Source organism: Roseovarius sp. AK1035 (assembly GCF_003288315.1).
In the GTDB taxonomy this organism is placed as follows: domain Bacteria; phylum Pseudomonadota; class Alphaproteobacteria; order Rhodobacterales; family Rhodobacteraceae; genus Roseovarius; species Roseovarius mucosus_A.
The window spans coordinates 1-15,760 of the sequence record NZ_CP030100.1; the positions used below are offsets into that span (position 1 = coordinate 1).

15 protein-coding genes are annotated in these 15,760 nt (G+C 61.4%); all 15 read left to right on the forward strand.

The features are described 5' to 3' along the window. The 15 genes from RAK1035_RS19300 (at position 1) to RAK1035_RS19365 (ending at position 15,714) form a co-directional block, all read left to right on the forward strand. On the forward strand, positions 1 to 1,356 hold the full coding sequence (locus RAK1035_RS19300) for a ParA family protein (RefSeq protein WP_170850625.1): 1,356 nt from the start codon (positions 1 to 3) through the stop codon (positions 1,354 to 1,356). Then, entirely contained in the window at positions 1,353 to 2,381 is a 1,029-nt protein-coding gene (locus RAK1035_RS19305) for a ParB N-terminal domain-containing protein (RefSeq protein WP_008282915.1), read from the forward strand. The genes RAK1035_RS19300 and RAK1035_RS19305 overlap by 4 nt, the downstream gene beginning before the upstream one ends. A 227-nt stretch (positions 2,382 to 2,608) precedes the next feature. Further along, entirely contained in the window at positions 2,609 to 3,889 is a 1,281-nt protein-coding gene (repC, locus tag RAK1035_RS19310; protein WP_008282916.1) for a plasmid replication protein RepC, read from the forward strand. A 373-nt stretch (positions 3,890 to 4,262) separates the two neighbouring features. After that, entirely contained in the window at positions 4,263 to 4,733 is a 471-nt protein-coding gene (locus tag RAK1035_RS19315; protein ID WP_232279257.1) for a hypothetical protein, read from the forward strand. A 40-nt stretch (positions 4,734 to 4,773) separates the two neighbouring features. Then, positions 4,774 to 5,712 (forward strand): ArdC family protein, encoded by a 939-nt coding sequence (locus tag RAK1035_RS19320; RefSeq protein WP_008282918.1) that lies wholly within the window; start codon positions 4,774 to 4,776, stop codon positions 5,710 to 5,712. A gap of 23 nt (positions 5,713 to 5,735) precedes the next feature. Continuing rightward, complete coding sequence (locus RAK1035_RS19325; protein ID WP_008282919.1) at positions 5,736 to 5,945, forward strand: DUF6330 family protein; 210 nt, start codon at positions 5,736 to 5,738, stop codon at positions 5,943 to 5,945. Positions 5,946 to 6,032: 87 nt separating this feature from the next. Continuing rightward, entirely contained in the window at positions 6,033 to 6,422 is a 390-nt protein-coding gene (locus RAK1035_RS19330; protein ID WP_008282920.1) for a DUF3768 domain-containing protein, read from the forward strand. Between the two features lie 156 nt (positions 6,423 to 6,578). After that, entirely contained in the window at positions 6,579 to 8,561 is a 1,983-nt protein-coding gene (locus RAK1035_RS19335) for a ParB/RepB/Spo0J family partition protein (protein WP_008282921.1), read from the forward strand. A gap of 72 nt (positions 8,562 to 8,633) precedes the next feature. After that, on the forward strand, positions 8,634 to 9,227 hold the full coding sequence (locus tag RAK1035_RS19340) for a hypothetical protein (RefSeq protein ID WP_008282922.1): 594 nt from the start codon (positions 8,634 to 8,636) through the stop codon (positions 9,225 to 9,227). Between the two features lie 102 nt (positions 9,228 to 9,329). Beyond that, positions 9,330 to 9,983: a DUF6927 domain-containing protein gene (locus RAK1035_RS19345; RefSeq protein WP_008282923.1), complete on the forward strand. Its 654-nt coding sequence runs from the start codon at positions 9,330 to 9,332 to the stop codon at positions 9,981 to 9,983. 124 nt (positions 9,984 to 10,107) lie between these two features. Next, on the forward strand, positions 10,108 to 10,434 hold the full coding sequence (locus RAK1035_RS19350) for a type II toxin-antitoxin system PrlF family antitoxin (protein WP_005668772.1): 327 nt from the start codon (positions 10,108 to 10,110) through the stop codon (positions 10,432 to 10,434). Next, on the forward strand, positions 10,431 to 10,949 hold the full coding sequence (locus tag RAK1035_RS19355) for a type II toxin-antitoxin system YhaV family toxin (RefSeq protein WP_008282927.1): 519 nt from the start codon (positions 10,431 to 10,433) through the stop codon (positions 10,947 to 10,949). The genes RAK1035_RS19350 and RAK1035_RS19355 overlap by 4 nt, the downstream gene beginning before the upstream one ends. 94 nt (positions 10,950 to 11,043) lie before the next feature. Further along, positions 11,044 to 11,208, forward strand: a complete 165-nt coding sequence (locus tag RAK1035_RS20445) for a hypothetical protein (RefSeq protein WP_008282928.1) — start codon at positions 11,044 to 11,046, stop codon at positions 11,206 to 11,208. Beyond that, positions 11,198 to 11,350, forward strand: coding sequence for an antitoxin PaaA2 family protein (locus RAK1035_RS19360; RefSeq protein WP_008282929.1), 153 nt, complete (start codon positions 11,198 to 11,200; stop codon positions 11,348 to 11,350). Before RAK1035_RS20445 ends, RAK1035_RS19360 begins: the two co-directional genes overlap by 11 nt. Positions 11,351 to 11,451: 101 nt before the next feature. Further along, on the forward strand, positions 11,452 to 15,714 hold the full coding sequence (locus tag RAK1035_RS19365; RefSeq protein WP_008282930.1) for a strawberry notch-like NTP hydrolase domain-containing protein: 4,263 nt from the start codon (positions 11,452 to 11,454) through the stop codon (positions 15,712 to 15,714). Positions 15,715 to 15,760 lie beyond the last annotated feature (46 nt).

Here is a 15,760-nt window from a genome sequence, read left to right on the forward strand (position 1 = left end):
ATGAGCGGTAGTTTAGAACAGTTTTTGACGGATCTGTCACGTGGGCTTGAGCGCACGATGGTGGCAGTGAACAAGGAACTCACCTTGCGTCAGCGCATCAAGCGAACCTGGTCCATGCGCCAGTGCGCTAGGTTTCTCAATGTGAGTATTCAGTATCTGACCAAGTTCGCCAATTCGAGCGATGACTTTCCCGCAGGAGAATATGTTGGAAGAGAGCGTGTTTTCACGCTTTCAGAATTGATGCACATGCGGGCCCTTCTGGCAGCCTCGGCAAAGCGGCCGTACGACTACCTGGCCTGGCGGAAGCCTGACGCACCTTTGCCCGTCATCTCGTTTGCAAGCCAGAAAGGCGGCACCGCCAAAAGTCTGAGCGCCGCGCATTTTGCCCAGTATCTCAGCTTGCACTACGGCATGCGTGTCGGTGTCATGGATGCTGACCCCCAAAGTACAATAACGCTCTACTTCGTCGGGGGAGAGGGCCTTCCCCAAATGCCCGACGAAAACACCGCCTCCATGGTGGACTTTGCTGGACTCTTTCAGTCGGAAGACGCGCCATATACCGACCATGATGCGCAAACGCTCGACAGCTTCTTTCTCAAGACCTCCTGGCCAGGCCTGCGCCTGCTTCCAGCTCACGGCGAAACATCCGAGGGTGAGATCCAGATTGCGCGGCTTGTCCGCGAAGCCCCCGCAGGAAAGAGCTTTTACCGCTACCTACGCGATGCCATCGACCGCTGGAAAGCGGGCCACCCACCGAAAACGCTACCCAACGAATTGGTAGTCGACGGCAAGGTCGACCAGGAGCGACTCGACACCGCACTAACGGAGACGCTGGATGTCATCATCATCGACTATCAACCCGCGCTCACACTATTCCAGTTGAATAACGTGATTGCGTCGACTTCGCTGGTCATACCGCAAACCATGAAGGGGTTCGACATCGCGACGTTGTCGACCTTTGTGACTGGTCTGCTTGGGATGCTTCAGCACATCCTGGCCCATGAAAGGATCGAGATCGGAACCGGTGCGAACATGCTGTTGCCAACGATCGTTCAACGGTCCAATGCGCAGGATCTTAACCACATCGGAAACCTGCTAGAACATTGCCCCACGGAGATTCTGCCCGTGTTTTATCTGCGTTCCGACGCGATCTCGAACGCGTCGGACGTCTATCAGTCCGTATACGAATACGAGCCGGACACGCCCGGAAAGCGCAAGGGGATCAACCGGTTCATCACGAATGCCGATGCCGTGAACGACGCCATAATATCGCGACTCTGGCCAGGTCTCGAACGTGGCTACGCCAATACTTGGATGGACGAATTCTATGAAGATGACGGCGAGGGTGAAGCATGAAACGCAGTATTCCAAGGTCGCTGGTCAGCAAGGCTACCAATCTCGATACAAACAAGGAACGTGCGAGCGGTTCCGAAGGCAGTACAGAATCGAGTGATGCTGTTTCGACTCCTTTTAAGGGGGCCGGCAGTGCCTGGAAATCAGGAGCGCTTGCGCAGTCGCAAGCTGCAGTAGAGCGAAGCAGAGCCGAGCTTTGTTTGGATATCCTCAACGGTCGCCACGAGTTAAGCCTGTCGCCAGATCAAATCTCCGATCCGATGGGAACCGACCGCCGACAAGACTGGATGTCCCAGGAAGCCTTCAGGTCTTTGGTAAACAGCATCGCTTCGAACGGGCAGGACACGCCCATTCTAGTGTGGCCGGAGGATCCGGATTGGCAGCCGGATCCGTTGGACCCGTCGAATATCGCGGGGGTTCCATTCGTGATGCTGACAGGACGCCGCCGACTGGCTGCCGCGTCAGAGCTCGGTGTACCCCTTCGTGCAATCCTTGCCCCGCCTGACGCGCGAAACGCTGAGAACAGCAAGTTTGAGATGTTGTTTCTGCGGTTTCGCGAGAATGAGGAGCGCGAGAATCTCAGCCCTTTTGAGCGATTGGTTTCGATTGGTGAAATGTATGAGACGCTGGCTTCTGGCGAAGAGAAACTGACAGCTGTGGCCTTCGCCAAGAAAATTGGTGTGCATGAGAGCCTAGTCTCGCGAGCACGGTCCGTTTTCGCTGCGCAGGATCAAATCTTGAACACGTTCAAGAACGTCTACGACATGAGCTTTCGCGATTTACAGGGTGCCTTAGCGAGCTTGGAGAGAACGAACAAAGCCAAGCCAAAACCAAAGACAAAGACAAAGCCCCAAAAACTCACCGTAAAGCGCAAGGTGGGCAACCGAAATCTTTCGGTCACTTCCGTCGATGGAAACCTATCAATCAAGGTTGCAGGAGTGCCGATTGACCAAGAGCGTCTCGAAAAGCTTGGAGACTTAGTCGCAAACTATTTGAACGTCGAAGACACGGAGAAAGATACCGACTGAAGACAGCGTTGGTGAGATGTTCTTCGGAACGATGAGGCAAGGAGCATAAAAGGAACGACAAGTGAATTAACGGCAAAAGAAAAGCCCCCAAGCGGTGTGGCCTGAGAGCTGATCTTAATGGTTTGGTCGCCTTCAAGATAGGTCTCACAGGATTCACTGTCAACGACGAACGCTTCTGAGCGAACGGCTTTCTTTTGCCTCCACATGACCGGAGGTGAGATACAGGCATGAAACATACAGGTTGGCGCAAGCCGACACCGTGTCTTGGGGTTGCTGAGCAGCTTGCCCAAGCCGGTGAACAGGTAGCAGTACCTAAAACACGAGCATTTGTCGCGCTCAAACGCGTTGGGGCCCATATCGGCCTGAAGGCTGGCGACATGATGCTCCTCGATACCCTGGGGGCCTTCACTCAGGCTCAGGACTGGGAGGAGGGGCAGCGCCCGATCGTCTGGGCGTCGAACGCCTATCTGATGGAGCAGACGGGCTTTTCCCTGTCGGCCCTCAAGCGCCACGCGCGGCGTCTTGCTGAGATCGGCGTGATTTCCTTCCAGGATAGCCCCAATGGCAAGCGGTGGGGCCGCAGGGACGCCGATGGGCGCATCATTGAGGCTTACGGCTTTGATCTGTCGCCGCTTTCAGCCCGTGTCGAGGAGTTCGAAGAGCTTCATGCCGAGCTGCAGGCTGAACGCGAGCTCTGCCAGCGCCTGAAGCGCCAGATCACGGTTGCGCGCCGGATGATCCGAGCCCGGATTGAAGCGGCTATCAGCAGCGCGCTGCGCGGGCCCTGGAGCCAATTCACGGGGCTTTTTGAGGAGCTTCTGGACCGGCTTCCGCGTCGCCATGAAGCGTCCGAGCAGCTTGCTCGGCTCCTGACGTGGTTCAAGGATCTCCAGGAGCGGGTCGAGGCGGCCTATCTCAAGGCAACTGAGGTCGTTCAAACTGTGGAAAACACGCCCGAAACCAAGGAACAAGTTTCTGGGAAGACTCAAGAAATGAACCCCAGGGAGGTCATTTCCGAACCTCATATACTAATTACAAATCAACTTAATCCTGTAACTAGTAATTCCTCTGAAAAAGAGGAAGCGGCAGGTGTGGTGCCCAATGCCGAACCCGAAGAGCGGGTTGATAGGGAGTTGGAAGACTGGGTTGCTGAGGTACGCAAGAAGCGGACAGCGCTCGACCTGCCGACAATCATGCAGGCCTGTCCGGAATTCGCGTCCTGGGCGCGCAATATGGGTGGATTCCTGAAGGATTGGGGCGACCTGCACCGCGTTGCCGGGCAACTCAGGCCGATGATCGGGATCTCGGAGCATGCCTGGAACGTCGCGCAGGACCGAATGGGGACCCAAGTGGCCACGGCCGCATTTGCGCTCGTCTTCGAGAAGCACAGTACCGGTGAGGTTGCCTCTCCGGGTGGATATCTTCGGGGCATGGTGGAGAAGGCCGGGGCAGGGGAGCTGCATCTGGAGCGCAGCTTTTATGGCAGGCTCAACGGGCAGGCCGCATGATCGGGCAAGATTGAGAAATACCACGCGTTCGCAGCTTTAAGCAGGCCTGTAGAGATATTCTCTGCCGATCTGGAGGACCATCTAACTATTTGATCTATATCAATAATATCGAATCTCATGCGAGATACTGCCGATGCTCGTTGCCGATCTTTCATCCCCAACTGGCTCTGCTGATCCAAATCAAGAGCTTCGGTAGACGTGCCGGCATTGAGTCCTGTGGTGAGGACTCAATGGTTTTGCCAAGAACGGGTCCGGACCCGTAGAAAGTGAAAGTGTCCTTCGGGTTTTGTGACTGACGGATGAGGGCCTTTGGGGTCCCTCAGATGGGTCCGGGCCGGATTCCGGTCTGCCGTTCCTGATGAAGGGCATTCTAATGCAAACAGGTGTCTTGCGCGTATTGCGCGCGACCGCTGCCTCGTGGTGGCGACACAAGGAACTACGCCGATCCGGCCAGACGGGGCAGGCACAGCGGCGCGAGCGCGAGACCGTCCTGTGTGATCTCAGCTATCTGAAGCAGGCGGCGTTATTGCCGAACGCGCATGTGATTTGCGGAGAGGGCGGGACATTCATCCATCTCGGTTGGACCACCGTTTCAACCTTCGCGCCGATCGAGCGCTTTCCCTTGGCTACTCTTGCGGTCGCACGAGGGACCCCGTTCATCGATATCCGACCCGTCACCGATGTCATCGCCTTCGCGAACCTGCCGCGGGTGGCGCAGGACGAGTCGGTCGACCCTGAACCTTGGGGTCCCGGCAGGTCCGCGTCGCTGACCACCTACATCGACATGGTCGAAGCCCTCGGTGGCAGGATCGCCAACGATCCACGCCCCCGTCAGTCAACCTGATCACCACTCCCTCTCATCAACACTCGAAAGGAGGCCAGCCATGGCCCGATCCCGCACGCCCAAATTCGATGCCTCCGAGGTCATCACAAACGAAATCATCCGCATCATCGAGCGCGGCGTCCTGCCGTGGCGCAAGCCATGGACCGCAGGTGGCAGCTGTCGCCCCCTGCGCGTGGGCGGGGAACCCTACCAGGGAGTGAACAACTTCCTGCTGACCATGCGGACCGTGATGGCGGGCCACAGCTCTCCCTTCTGGATGACGTTGCCGCAGGCCAATGCGTTGGACGCAAAGGTCCGCAAGGGCGAAAAGTCCTCTGTCGTTGTTTACTACGGTCAAAGCCGGAGAGACGCCGGCGATGAGCATGATCACAGCGACGGGGATGATCACTCCGAGGAAGCCCGTATCTTCCGCTTCCAGAAATCCTACCGCGTGTTCAATGCCTGCCAGATCGAGGGCTTGCCCGACAGTTTCTACCCCGACCCGGAGCCAGCGCCTGAACATCCGCCGTCCGAGCCCATCGCGCACATGCAGGCGTTTTTCGACGCCATCGACATCACGACCGTCTTCACGGGGACGGAAGCGTACTATTTGCCCCCCGTGGACAAGGTTTACATGCCATCCATCACGCGGTTCCAGGACCCGCGCAATTTCTACGGGGTCTGGGCGCATGAGCTGGCCCATGCCACGAAAGCCCCCCATCGATTGAACCGTGATTTTGGGTTCTCGAAGTTTGGCAACACGTCCTATGCGCGCGAGGAGATCGTCGCGGAATTGACCTCGGTGTTCCTGGGTCAGACGCTCGGCTTCACGGCGCATACGCTCGAGATGAATGCCGCCTATCTCCACAACTGGTTGCGCGTCCTGCGCTCGGACAAGGGTGCGATCTTCAAGCACGCCGCGGACGCACAGCGCGCTTGCGACTACTTGATCGCCAGATCGGAGGCGGGCAGGGCAGGGCGCAGCGCCAAAGCGGCCTGACCACACGGAGAACGGAGACTTCCATGTCATGCAAGGAACCCAAGACGCTGCGGGTGGCCTGCTTCAAAGATGGCCGCCGCAAGATCATCACCTTCAAACGCGGCGCCTATTGGTGGAGCTCGTCCGAGGGTGCCTATCCACTCTCGGCCGCGCTCGAGACCATCAAGGAAAACGGTGGCTGGGTCGAGACCATCCCCAACCCGAATTACAGACCCAAGGGTCTGTTCGGGTAGGGCACCTTCTCCTTCGGTCCTGCCGCCAAGCAGAAAAGAAAAAGCAGGCTTTGGGAAGGGTGTTTCAACTTCTCAAAGGAGATCCCCATGGCCATGACCGTTCAACCCCAGCCAGATCGTCCCGACTCGACCGTGATCGCGGCGCAGAACGACGCGTTTCGCAAGCTCGCGTGCCTTGGAGTGCCGCCCGCGCAGCCCATCCAGGGCCGAATGCATGTCACCCGCGCGCTTATGGAGGCTGGTGACGGCTTCATGGCCGAGGCGGTGAAGGCGACCGGTGAGTTTGCCACATTCGAGCCTGAGAATGATCCCGAGGGATGGCACGATTTCGGGGCGGTCGAGATCCGGGGCGAGACCGTGTTCTGGAAGATCGATCTCTATGAAGCAGACTCGGATTTCCGCTACGGGGCTGAGACCCCGGACAATCCTGCCACCACCATGCGCGTGCTGACCATCATGCTGGCGCGCGACTGGTAGGGGAGGGGACTCCTCCCCCCTGACATCTGAGACGATGAAGGCCCGCTGCCCCTCAAAAGGGAAAGCGGGCCTTTTGTCGTGGTGATCCCTGAAGCCGGGGATTGGTTACGCGCGTGAAGGCGCGGGCCACACCTCACCCACCTGGAAGGATATCCCATGACCACAAGCTTTGCCCCTCTCACCGTCGCCATCGGCGATCTGGTCCCGCATCCTGCCAATGTGCGCAGCAACGCGCCGGAAACCTATGATCCCGAGAACATCGCGCATCTGAAGGCCAGCATCGCTGTGCTGGGCCTGCTCCAGCCGCTCTTGGTCCAGAAGCTTGACGGCAAATATGCTGTCCTCGCCGGTGGCCGACGCCATGCTGCGCTGAAGGAGCTGGTCGCCGACAAGGCCAGCAAGGGGTTCATGGCGAAAACCAAAGTCGACTGCCGCCTTGTCCCTGACGACTGTGACGTCACCACTGCGCTGTCGCTTGCCGAGAACATCACCCAGGCACCGATGAACGCAATCGACGAGTTCGAGGCTTTCGCGCGGATGATGGAGGTCGACGGCCAGACGCCCGAGACCATCGCAAAGACCTTCGGTACCACGGTGGCCGCCGTGAAAGGCCGGTTGCGCTATGGCCTTATCCACCCCGACATCCGCGCCGCGGCACGGGGCAAGGTGATCACGCTCGACACGATGAAAGCCTTTGCCGAGCACCCGAGCCAGGAGGCGCAGCGCGAGGTCTTCGAGGCGCTCACGAAGGACGGAGGCTATCTGCAGGCCTATACCGTTCGACAGGCGCTCAAATCCCGCGGCGTGCAGGTCAGCGACGATATCGGGGCCTTCGTGCGCGCGGACTACGAGGCGCGGGGCGGCGCCGTCGCGGCCGATCTTCTGGAAGAACATTCCGTGCTCGAGGATGCAGCACTGGTCGAGACCATCTTGCTCGAGAAGCTCGGGGCCGCCGCCGAAGAGGCCCGCACGAGGCTGGGCTTTGCCTGGGCCGATGCGATGGTGCGGTATGATTACGCGACAATGGCCGACTACGGCCGCGTCTATCCCGGCCCGATCGAGCCCGACGAGGCCGCCCAGAAGCGCGTGGATGAAATCACCGCCGAGCTTGAGAAATTGCAGCTCGAAATGGAGGACGAGGGGCTCGAGGACGGTGCCTACAATGCCCTTTACGACCGCGTCGACGCTCTGGAAGAGGAAGCCCGCGACCTGCAGGAGGCCTACAGCGCCGAGGACCTAGCGCGATCTGGGGTGATAGCCTCGTGGCAGGGTGGGCAGATCACGCTCCATGTTGGTCTCGTCCGCCCGGAAGACACCGTCAAAGAGGAGGGCGCGCGCGGCTCCTCGGCTAGCCCAACCGGGGAGGAGGCCCCGGACCCGGGCGAAATCACCTACCCGGCCTCGCTGGCCGAGGACCTCAAGACCGAGCGGGCCATGGCCCTCGGCGCCGCGATGGCGCTGCATCCGGAGGCCACGCTCGATCTGACGCTCTTCAAGCTGGTGAGCGACGTTCTGGCCAGCGGCATGAGTGTCACGCAGGCGATCAAGATCGATGCCCGCAAGGAATACCGCAACCACGCCAAGATGGACGAGATCGACGAGACCTCGCTTGAGCAGGTGGCGGCGGCGCATGATGCGCTGGACCTCTCGTGGCTCGATGATACCCGCCCGCCCGCCGATCAGTTCGCGGCGTTCCGCGCGCTGGAGGCAGGCGAGAAGGCCAAGCTCGTCGCCTTTGCAACCGCCAGCACCACGCAGTCCTGCTTCGCGCGGGACCGCCAGCGCGACAGCCTGATGCATGCGTTGGAGATCGAGATCATGCCCGACATCCGCGCCCACTGGACGCCGAATGCGGCGCTCTTCAACCGCTTCAAGAAGGCCTGGCTCCTGAGGATCCTCGGCGAGGATCTGGGTCTCGCCCAGGAGGCGGTGACGCTGGCCTCGTCGAGCAAGAAGGAGATCGTCGCCTTTTGTGACAAGCTCTTCGCCGAGCCCTTCGCCACGCTCACGGACGCGCAGCGCGCTGCCGTGGCCGCCTGGTGCCCGCCCATGATGCAGACCGCCGGTGTCGCCTGTGATGAGGCGGAGCCCGCTGCGGAAGCCCCCGAGCCTGACAGCGAGGTCGCGCAAGCGGCCTGAGTCCTCACGCGACCCGCGCGAGGCATTCCCCGCGCGGGTCGACCCTCCCACACCCAACCGAAAGACATCCTCATGGCTATTCTCAAGTTCTCTGCGTCCGCTGTTGCGGCACAGATCGCCCATGCGCGCGACTGCAAAACCTTCCTGCCCAACTGGAACGGGCCCGTGGACAGGCCCGCCCTGATCCTGATCGTCGGCAATGGTGTGCATCTGCGCTCAAACGGCATCGATGGCACGACCACCCGAATCGTCACCACCGAACAGGCCGATCCCTCTTTCGCCTTCGCCGACGGCATGAACCCGTTTCGGGACACCGACTGGATGGCGCAGCGCCGCATGGCGTTTCGCGATCTGACCGGCCAGTTTTACACCGACATCCTGGATGACGTGCAGGTGCTCATCGACCGGGGGCGGGGTGCGATCCGGCTCGCCACCGATGGCCACAGCATCCGCGTCTTCGTGCGCCGGGCCTCGGATTATCTCATCGGCGGGACCTACGAGGTGCCGTCAGGCCTCGGCGGCACCTTCCGGGTCATCCTCAAGGATGCCTGCGATACCTTCGCGATCGTGCAGAACTGCGGCAATTGCGAGGATTTCGACGCCATGCAGCCCTACCGCGTGCCGCTCGATGCGCTGATGGAAATCGACGGTCGGAGGGCGGCTTAACGCGCCCTTCCTCAAACCAGCATCGCCAATACCCTGCCGGACCTGCGGCCCCCTCGGACCATTGGCGACGACATTTTTCCTTCTGAGAGAAAGGACTCTGAAATGGGTTGGCTCTTCTACACCGACCGCCGCGTCCAGACCTACGCGGATGAGAAAGCGGAAATCGCACGGCTCTGCACCTTTGAGAGCGACACGCGCAAGACCGAACTCATCAAATCCTGCAAGGTGGGTTCGACCTGGTATGCAGCGGCGAGGGTCACAAGCATCGACGGCACCCCTGTCGAAGACACGACCTATGTCACCGATGCGGATGGCTCCATCACTTTCGCCGCCGTATTCCTTACCCGATATGATGACGGCTGCTGGGGCTACAAGGACATGGAGGAAAGCGCGGGACCGGTCGAATCCCGCGCGCCACTGAGCCTATTGGCCCTGCTGTCCGAGCTGAAAGACCCAGACAGCTATGCTCATGCCTGGCGCCAGCGCTGCCAGGACTGGGCTGCGATCCCGGACTACGAGGAAGGCGACAAGATCAAGCTCGCAGCACCTGTGACGCTCACCGATGGCAGTACCTGCCAGATTGTCACCGCGACCCACTACAGGCGCGGGCGGCAAAAGCGCCGCTGCTACCGCATCGAGGAAACTGGTGGGCTCGTACGCCTGTCGAAGGCCTCGCTTGCGGGCTCGGAGCTGCTCAGCTCCGCGAAAGGTGCGGCTAGCCCGGTGCTGGCGGAGTTCCTGGCGGGGCGAAATTAGGTCCTGCGCCGGACGGTTCATCGACCTGCCCGGCGACAGCAGATGCTGCGGCTTGTCTTGACAAGGCAATGCAAATGCATTACCTATCGCGGGCAGCAAAGAACCTTTTCTTCAGGAGACTGCCATGACAGCCCTCGCACAAGATGTCTCGAAACTCACGGATCGGTATCAGACGACCGTGCCGGCGGGTGTGCGCAAACAGCTCAAGCTGGGCAAGGGCGACCAGATTCGTTACTGCACCGAGCCGAGTGGCAGGGTCTATATCGAGCCCGTGCGCAGCGACGAGGAAGATCCCGTGCTCGGAGCCTTTCTCGATTTTGTCGAGGCCGATATCAAGGCGCATCCGGACCGCATTCGGGCGTTCGATGGGGCTTTGCATGACCGTCTTGCAGCACTGGTCGGAGACGTTGACGTCGATCTCGATGCGCCGCTATCGCTCGAGGATGAATGAGCGGCGATAGCGTGCCCGCCCAAGCGCCCCTTGTCGTAAACGGATGGTCGATTTATGCGCATCCGCTCTTTCTGGATCAGCTCGAAGGGCTGATTGAAGAGGTCGAGGCGCGTAAGGCACGCGATCCTAAGACCTGGCGCAAGAAAAACCCGACGAAACGGCTGGCCGCCATCTTCAAGCTGGTCACCGAGGCCATACCGGCAGATCCGGGTGCCGCCGCCTTCCGGCAAGGCGGCACACTCGGCGATCACCGCAAGCACTGGTTCCGGGCGAAATTCTTCCAGCAGTATCGGTTGTTCTACCGGTTCAACAGCGATGCGAAGGTCATCGTGGTAGCCTGGGTGAACGACGACAAGACCCTGCGCGCCTATGGCAGCAAGACGGATGCCTATGCGACGTTCAAAGGGATGCTGGAAGATGGAAATCCACCTGACAATTTCGACGCGCTCTTGAAAGAAGCTGCAGCGGCGGGCAAGCGGTTCGAAACTTCCCTTGAAGCGGTGCCCGATCGGTAAGTGGGCCAGCTTGCTGTGACCCTTTGGCATTATCGTTTACGACGCCCCGCTGGAAGATGTAGCATCGGCTGATAATACGGTCGGAGAAAGCACAATGATTGAGGCGGAAAACGATAGGCAGCACCTCGGGCTAGAGGAGCAATGCGCGCCTGACCTGACGGGGCACCGTTTCCCAATTGCTGTGCACGTTGCAGACATGCCCGATGACCTCGGCAAGCTGCTGGATATCGGGCTCGAGGAGCATTTCCGTGGCGGCTGATGTCAATTCGTATGACGCCTGGTTTTGCGCGCAGGTACAGGCCGCGCTGGAGGATGCACGCTCGGGAACATCTCAGGTTCAGGTGATGCAGGCCGCACAGGCATTGATTGATGCGAAACGGGAGGTCGAACCCAAGTCCTGACCAAGCCTTGGGGGCAGCGCGGTCTGACCCCGTCACCCTGAAAAGCGAAAGCGGGCTTTTTGTCCTTTGGAACTCAGACCCTGATCCAAAGGAAAATCCCCATGTCCAAACCCAGAACGGCCAACCCGGCTCTCGCAATCTCCGAAGCCGATCTCGCCTCTGCCCTCGCGCAAATCGGCACGGAGGTCGATGACCAGCCCCTGCGCAGTTCAGCGCTCGCGCGTATCATGCGCGAGACGTTTCATGGCAGCGATGCCGGGGGCGCCTGGGACTGGCGCATAGCCTATGACATGATGCAGGCTGCGGCTGTCCAAGTGGTGCTGCGTGGGAACGGCGTGGCAGATGACATCGCCGCTGCAAAGCTGCTTGCCTCGCGGCTGCTGACGGAAACCCGCCGCTCCGAGCAGCAGATCCGGCTGCAGCAGTTTTCCACGCCGTTGCCTTTCGCGGCGCTGGTCTTGCGGGCCGCGGCGATCCGCAAGGGCGACACCGTGCTGGAGCCCTCGGCTGGCACCGGTGCACTGGCTGCTTTCGCCGCCCGGGCCGGTGCCACCCTTGTGCTCAACGAGATCGACCCCTTTCGCCAGAGCCTTTTGCGCGCGGCCTTTGGTGGCGATGTGACGGGCCATGACGGCGAGCATATCGACGATCTGCTTCAGGCGCCGGTTCTACCCGACGTCGTGGTGATGAATCCGCCCTTCGCCTCCTCGGTCGACCGATCCCGCGACAAGCACATCGCTGCCAAACATCTCATTGCGGCTGCAAAGCGCCTGGCACCAGGTGGGCGCCTGGTGGCGATCATGCCGCCGGGGTTCACGCCCGAACGCGATGCCGCGCATTGGTCCCGCGCCTGCGGTCTCCTGACGCCACGATTGGCGCTGACGATGCCGGGGCAGGTCTACCGCAAGCTCGGCACCTCTGTCGAAACCCAGCTCATGGTCTTCGACAAGGTGCAGGAGGGCGGCGAGATGATCCGCGCCACTTTGTGCGATCTGGATGAAGCCCTTCCATTTGTCGATGCCGTGGCCGCAACACGGACCGAGATGAGCCCGGCCCAACGGGTTGAAGCGATCCCTCATGCTCGGCCGACCGTTCGATCATTTGTCCCGCGCAAGACCGCTGCCGGTGTTATCACCGCCCCCACAGCCAGGGCCAATGCCGTCCGTCCGCTCAGCTTCACGAGCCTTCAGACCCCGCGCAACAACATGCCCATCTCGGACATCTATGCGCGCTACCGTCCGCAACGGATCGAGATTGCGGATGCGCAGGAACATCCCACGCCGCTCGTTGAAAGCATCGCCATGGCCTCGGTTGCCCCGCCCATGCCCTCAAATACGGGCCGTGATGACTTGCGCCTGCCCGCACGGTTGATCGAGGAGGGACATCTCTCCGAGGCGCAGCTGGAAACCATCATCATGGCGCATGACGCCCATCGGCGCGACCTGCCGGGTCGGTTCGCGATCGATGACGACCAGACCAAGCTGACGCGCGCCGATGATGACCCTAATGCACGTGCCTATCGCCTTGGCTATTTCCTCGGCGACGGCACCGGTTGCGGCAAGGGGCGCGAATGCGCGGGGCTCATTCTCGTGAACTGGCTGGCCGGTCGCAGAAAGGCGATCTGGGTCTCCAAATCCGCCACGCTCATCGAGGACGCCATCCGCGACTGGACCGATCTCGGCGGCTCGCCCGCCGACATCCAGCCGCTCTCAAAATGGAAACCGGACCAGCCCGTCCCTATGGGTGACGGTATTCTCTTCGTCACCTACGCCACGCTGCGGTCCGCGGGCAAATGCGGCACCACGCGACTGAGCCAGATCCTCGACTGGATGGGCGCGGAGTTCGAAGGCGTCCTCGCTTTTGATGAGGCCCATGCCATGCAGAACGCGGCCGGGTCCGAGCAGGGCAGGGGGGTCAAACCCTCCCAGCAGGGCCTTGCTGGCCTGCGGCTGCAACTGGCAGCACCCCGCGCCCGCGTCTTCTACATCTCGGCCACGGGTGCCACGAGCGTGCACAACCTGGCCTATGCCGCGCGGCTGGGGCTCTGGGGGCAGGGCCCCGAATACCCCTTCCCAAGCCGCGAGAGCTTTGTGTCGGCGATGGAAGCCGGCGGTGTCGCCGCCATGGAGGTGGTGGCCCGCGATCTCAAGACGCTCGGGCTCTACACGGCGCGCGCCCTCAGCTTCGACGGCGTGGAGTATGACGTGCTCGAACACGCGCTCACCCCGGCCCAGATCAAGATCTACGATGCATACGCGGGTGCGTTTCGGACGATCCACCACAATCTCGAAGCCGCGCTGACGGCGACCGGCGTCAACGACGCCTCGGGCGAGACCAATGCCTCGGCCGCACGCGCCTCGGCCAAGTCCCGCTTCGAGAGCACGAAGCAGCGCTTCTTCAACCATCTCCTGATGGGCATGAAAGCCCCGACCATCATCCGCGCCATCGAGCATGACCTCGCGGCGGGCCACGCCTGCGTCATCCAGGTGGTCTCGACGGGCGAGAGCCTGTTGAAACGCCGGCTTGAGACGATGGATTCCGACGACGAGCTCGTCGAGGGCGCCCTGACGCCGCGCGACTATGTTCTGGGCTACCTCGAACAGGCCTTCCCGATCCACGCGCAAAAGCTCGTGGAAATCGACGGCAGTATGGTGGCGGAACCTTTGCGGGATGAGACCGGGGCGCTGGTTGTCTCGCGCGAGGCGCTCGCCCTGCGTGACGCGGCCATGATGGAGCTAATGACGCTGGCCCCGATCCCCGCAGCGCTCGACCAGATCCTCTGGGCCTTTAGCGACGAGGCCGTCGCAGAAGTCACGGGCCGATCGATCCGGCCCCTCAAGGCCGAGGACGGCCATCTCTTCATCGAAAAGCGCGCCGCCAGCAGCAATTCCTCCGAGACCCAGGCCTTCATGGACGGCGAAAAGGATGTCCTGATCTTCTCCGATGCGGGTGGCACCGGTCGATCCTACCATGCGGCGCAAACGGCGAAGAACCAGAAACGGCGCCGGCACTACCTGTTGGAGCCCGGCTGGCGCGCCGATGCGGCCATCCAGGGGCTGGGCCGCACGCATCGCTCGGCGCAGGTCAGCGCGCCCTTCTTCCGGGTCTGCACCTCGGATGTGCATGGCGAAAAACGTTTCACCTCGACGATAGCCAAGCGCCTCGACCAGCTGGGGGCCTTGACCAAGGGTCAGCGCGAGACCGGCTCGCAAGGCATGTTCCGCGAGGAGGACAATCTCGAAAGCCCGATCGCACGGGCGGCGCTGCGTGGGTATTTCGCCGATCTTGCCGCCGGGCGGGCCGAGGCGATGAGCTACGAGAGCTTCACCGACTGGACGGCACTGCGGCTGATCGACATGGACGGGGTGCTGCTCGAAGAGCTTCCGCCGATCCAACGGTTTCTGAACCGGGTTCTGGCCCTGCCCATCCACATGCAGAACGCGCTCTTTGCCGAGTTCATGCGCCGGATTGCCGATCAGACTGAACGGGCGCGCGCGGCAGGCACGCTCGATCTCGGCGTGGAAACGCTGCGTGGCGAAAAGATCGAACAGGTCTCCACGGAAGATCTCTGGACCTGCCCGAAATCTGGCGCGGTGACGCGGATCATCGGGCTTGAGGTGACCGACCCAGTGCATGTCCTGGGCGCCAAAGAGGCCATGTCGCGCAATCCCGACAAGCTGCCGATGGTGAATCGCGCCTCCGGTCGCGCGGCGCTCATCTCGGCGCGGCCCATGCAGATGTATGACGAGGACATTGTCACGCTGATGCGCAAGGCGGTGCGGCCAAACGGGTCGAGCTATCTCGAAGAGGCACGGTTTGAGTCCTCGGCTTGGGAAGAGATCGACAGGCCCGAATTTGCGCAGATTTGGGATGCCGAGGCTGCGTCCCTGCCAAAAACCACCACGACCAAGCTCTACCTGCTGACCGGGCTGCTGCTGCCGATCTGGAAGGACATTCCGACCACCAATGAGCGGATCTACCGTGTCACGCCAGACGGGGCGACGGCCATGATCGGGCGGACGCTGAGTGAGGAAGGGGCGGCCTCGCTGCGCGCCCGCTTCCTCGTCTCCAATCCGCAAACGCCACAGGAGATGTTGACCGCCGCCCTCGGCACCACCGCACCTGTCGATCTGGGCCGGGGTCTGACCCTGACCCGTCGCCGGGTCGCAGGCGAGATGCGCCTTGAGTTGGGCGGTGCGGATCGGGGCATGATCGATGGCCTCAAGGCGCTCGGCTGCTTCACCGAGATCATCGCCTTCCAGTTGCGTGTGTTCCTGCCGCATGGGGACGGGATCGACACGGGAAGCATTCTGGCCCGGATCGTGGGGCAGCGAGTCGCCAAGGTGGCAGAACAAGCCGCCTGAAAAGTCAAAGCGGGCTTCCGGTCGGGCGTCGCGGATCTGAGTTTCA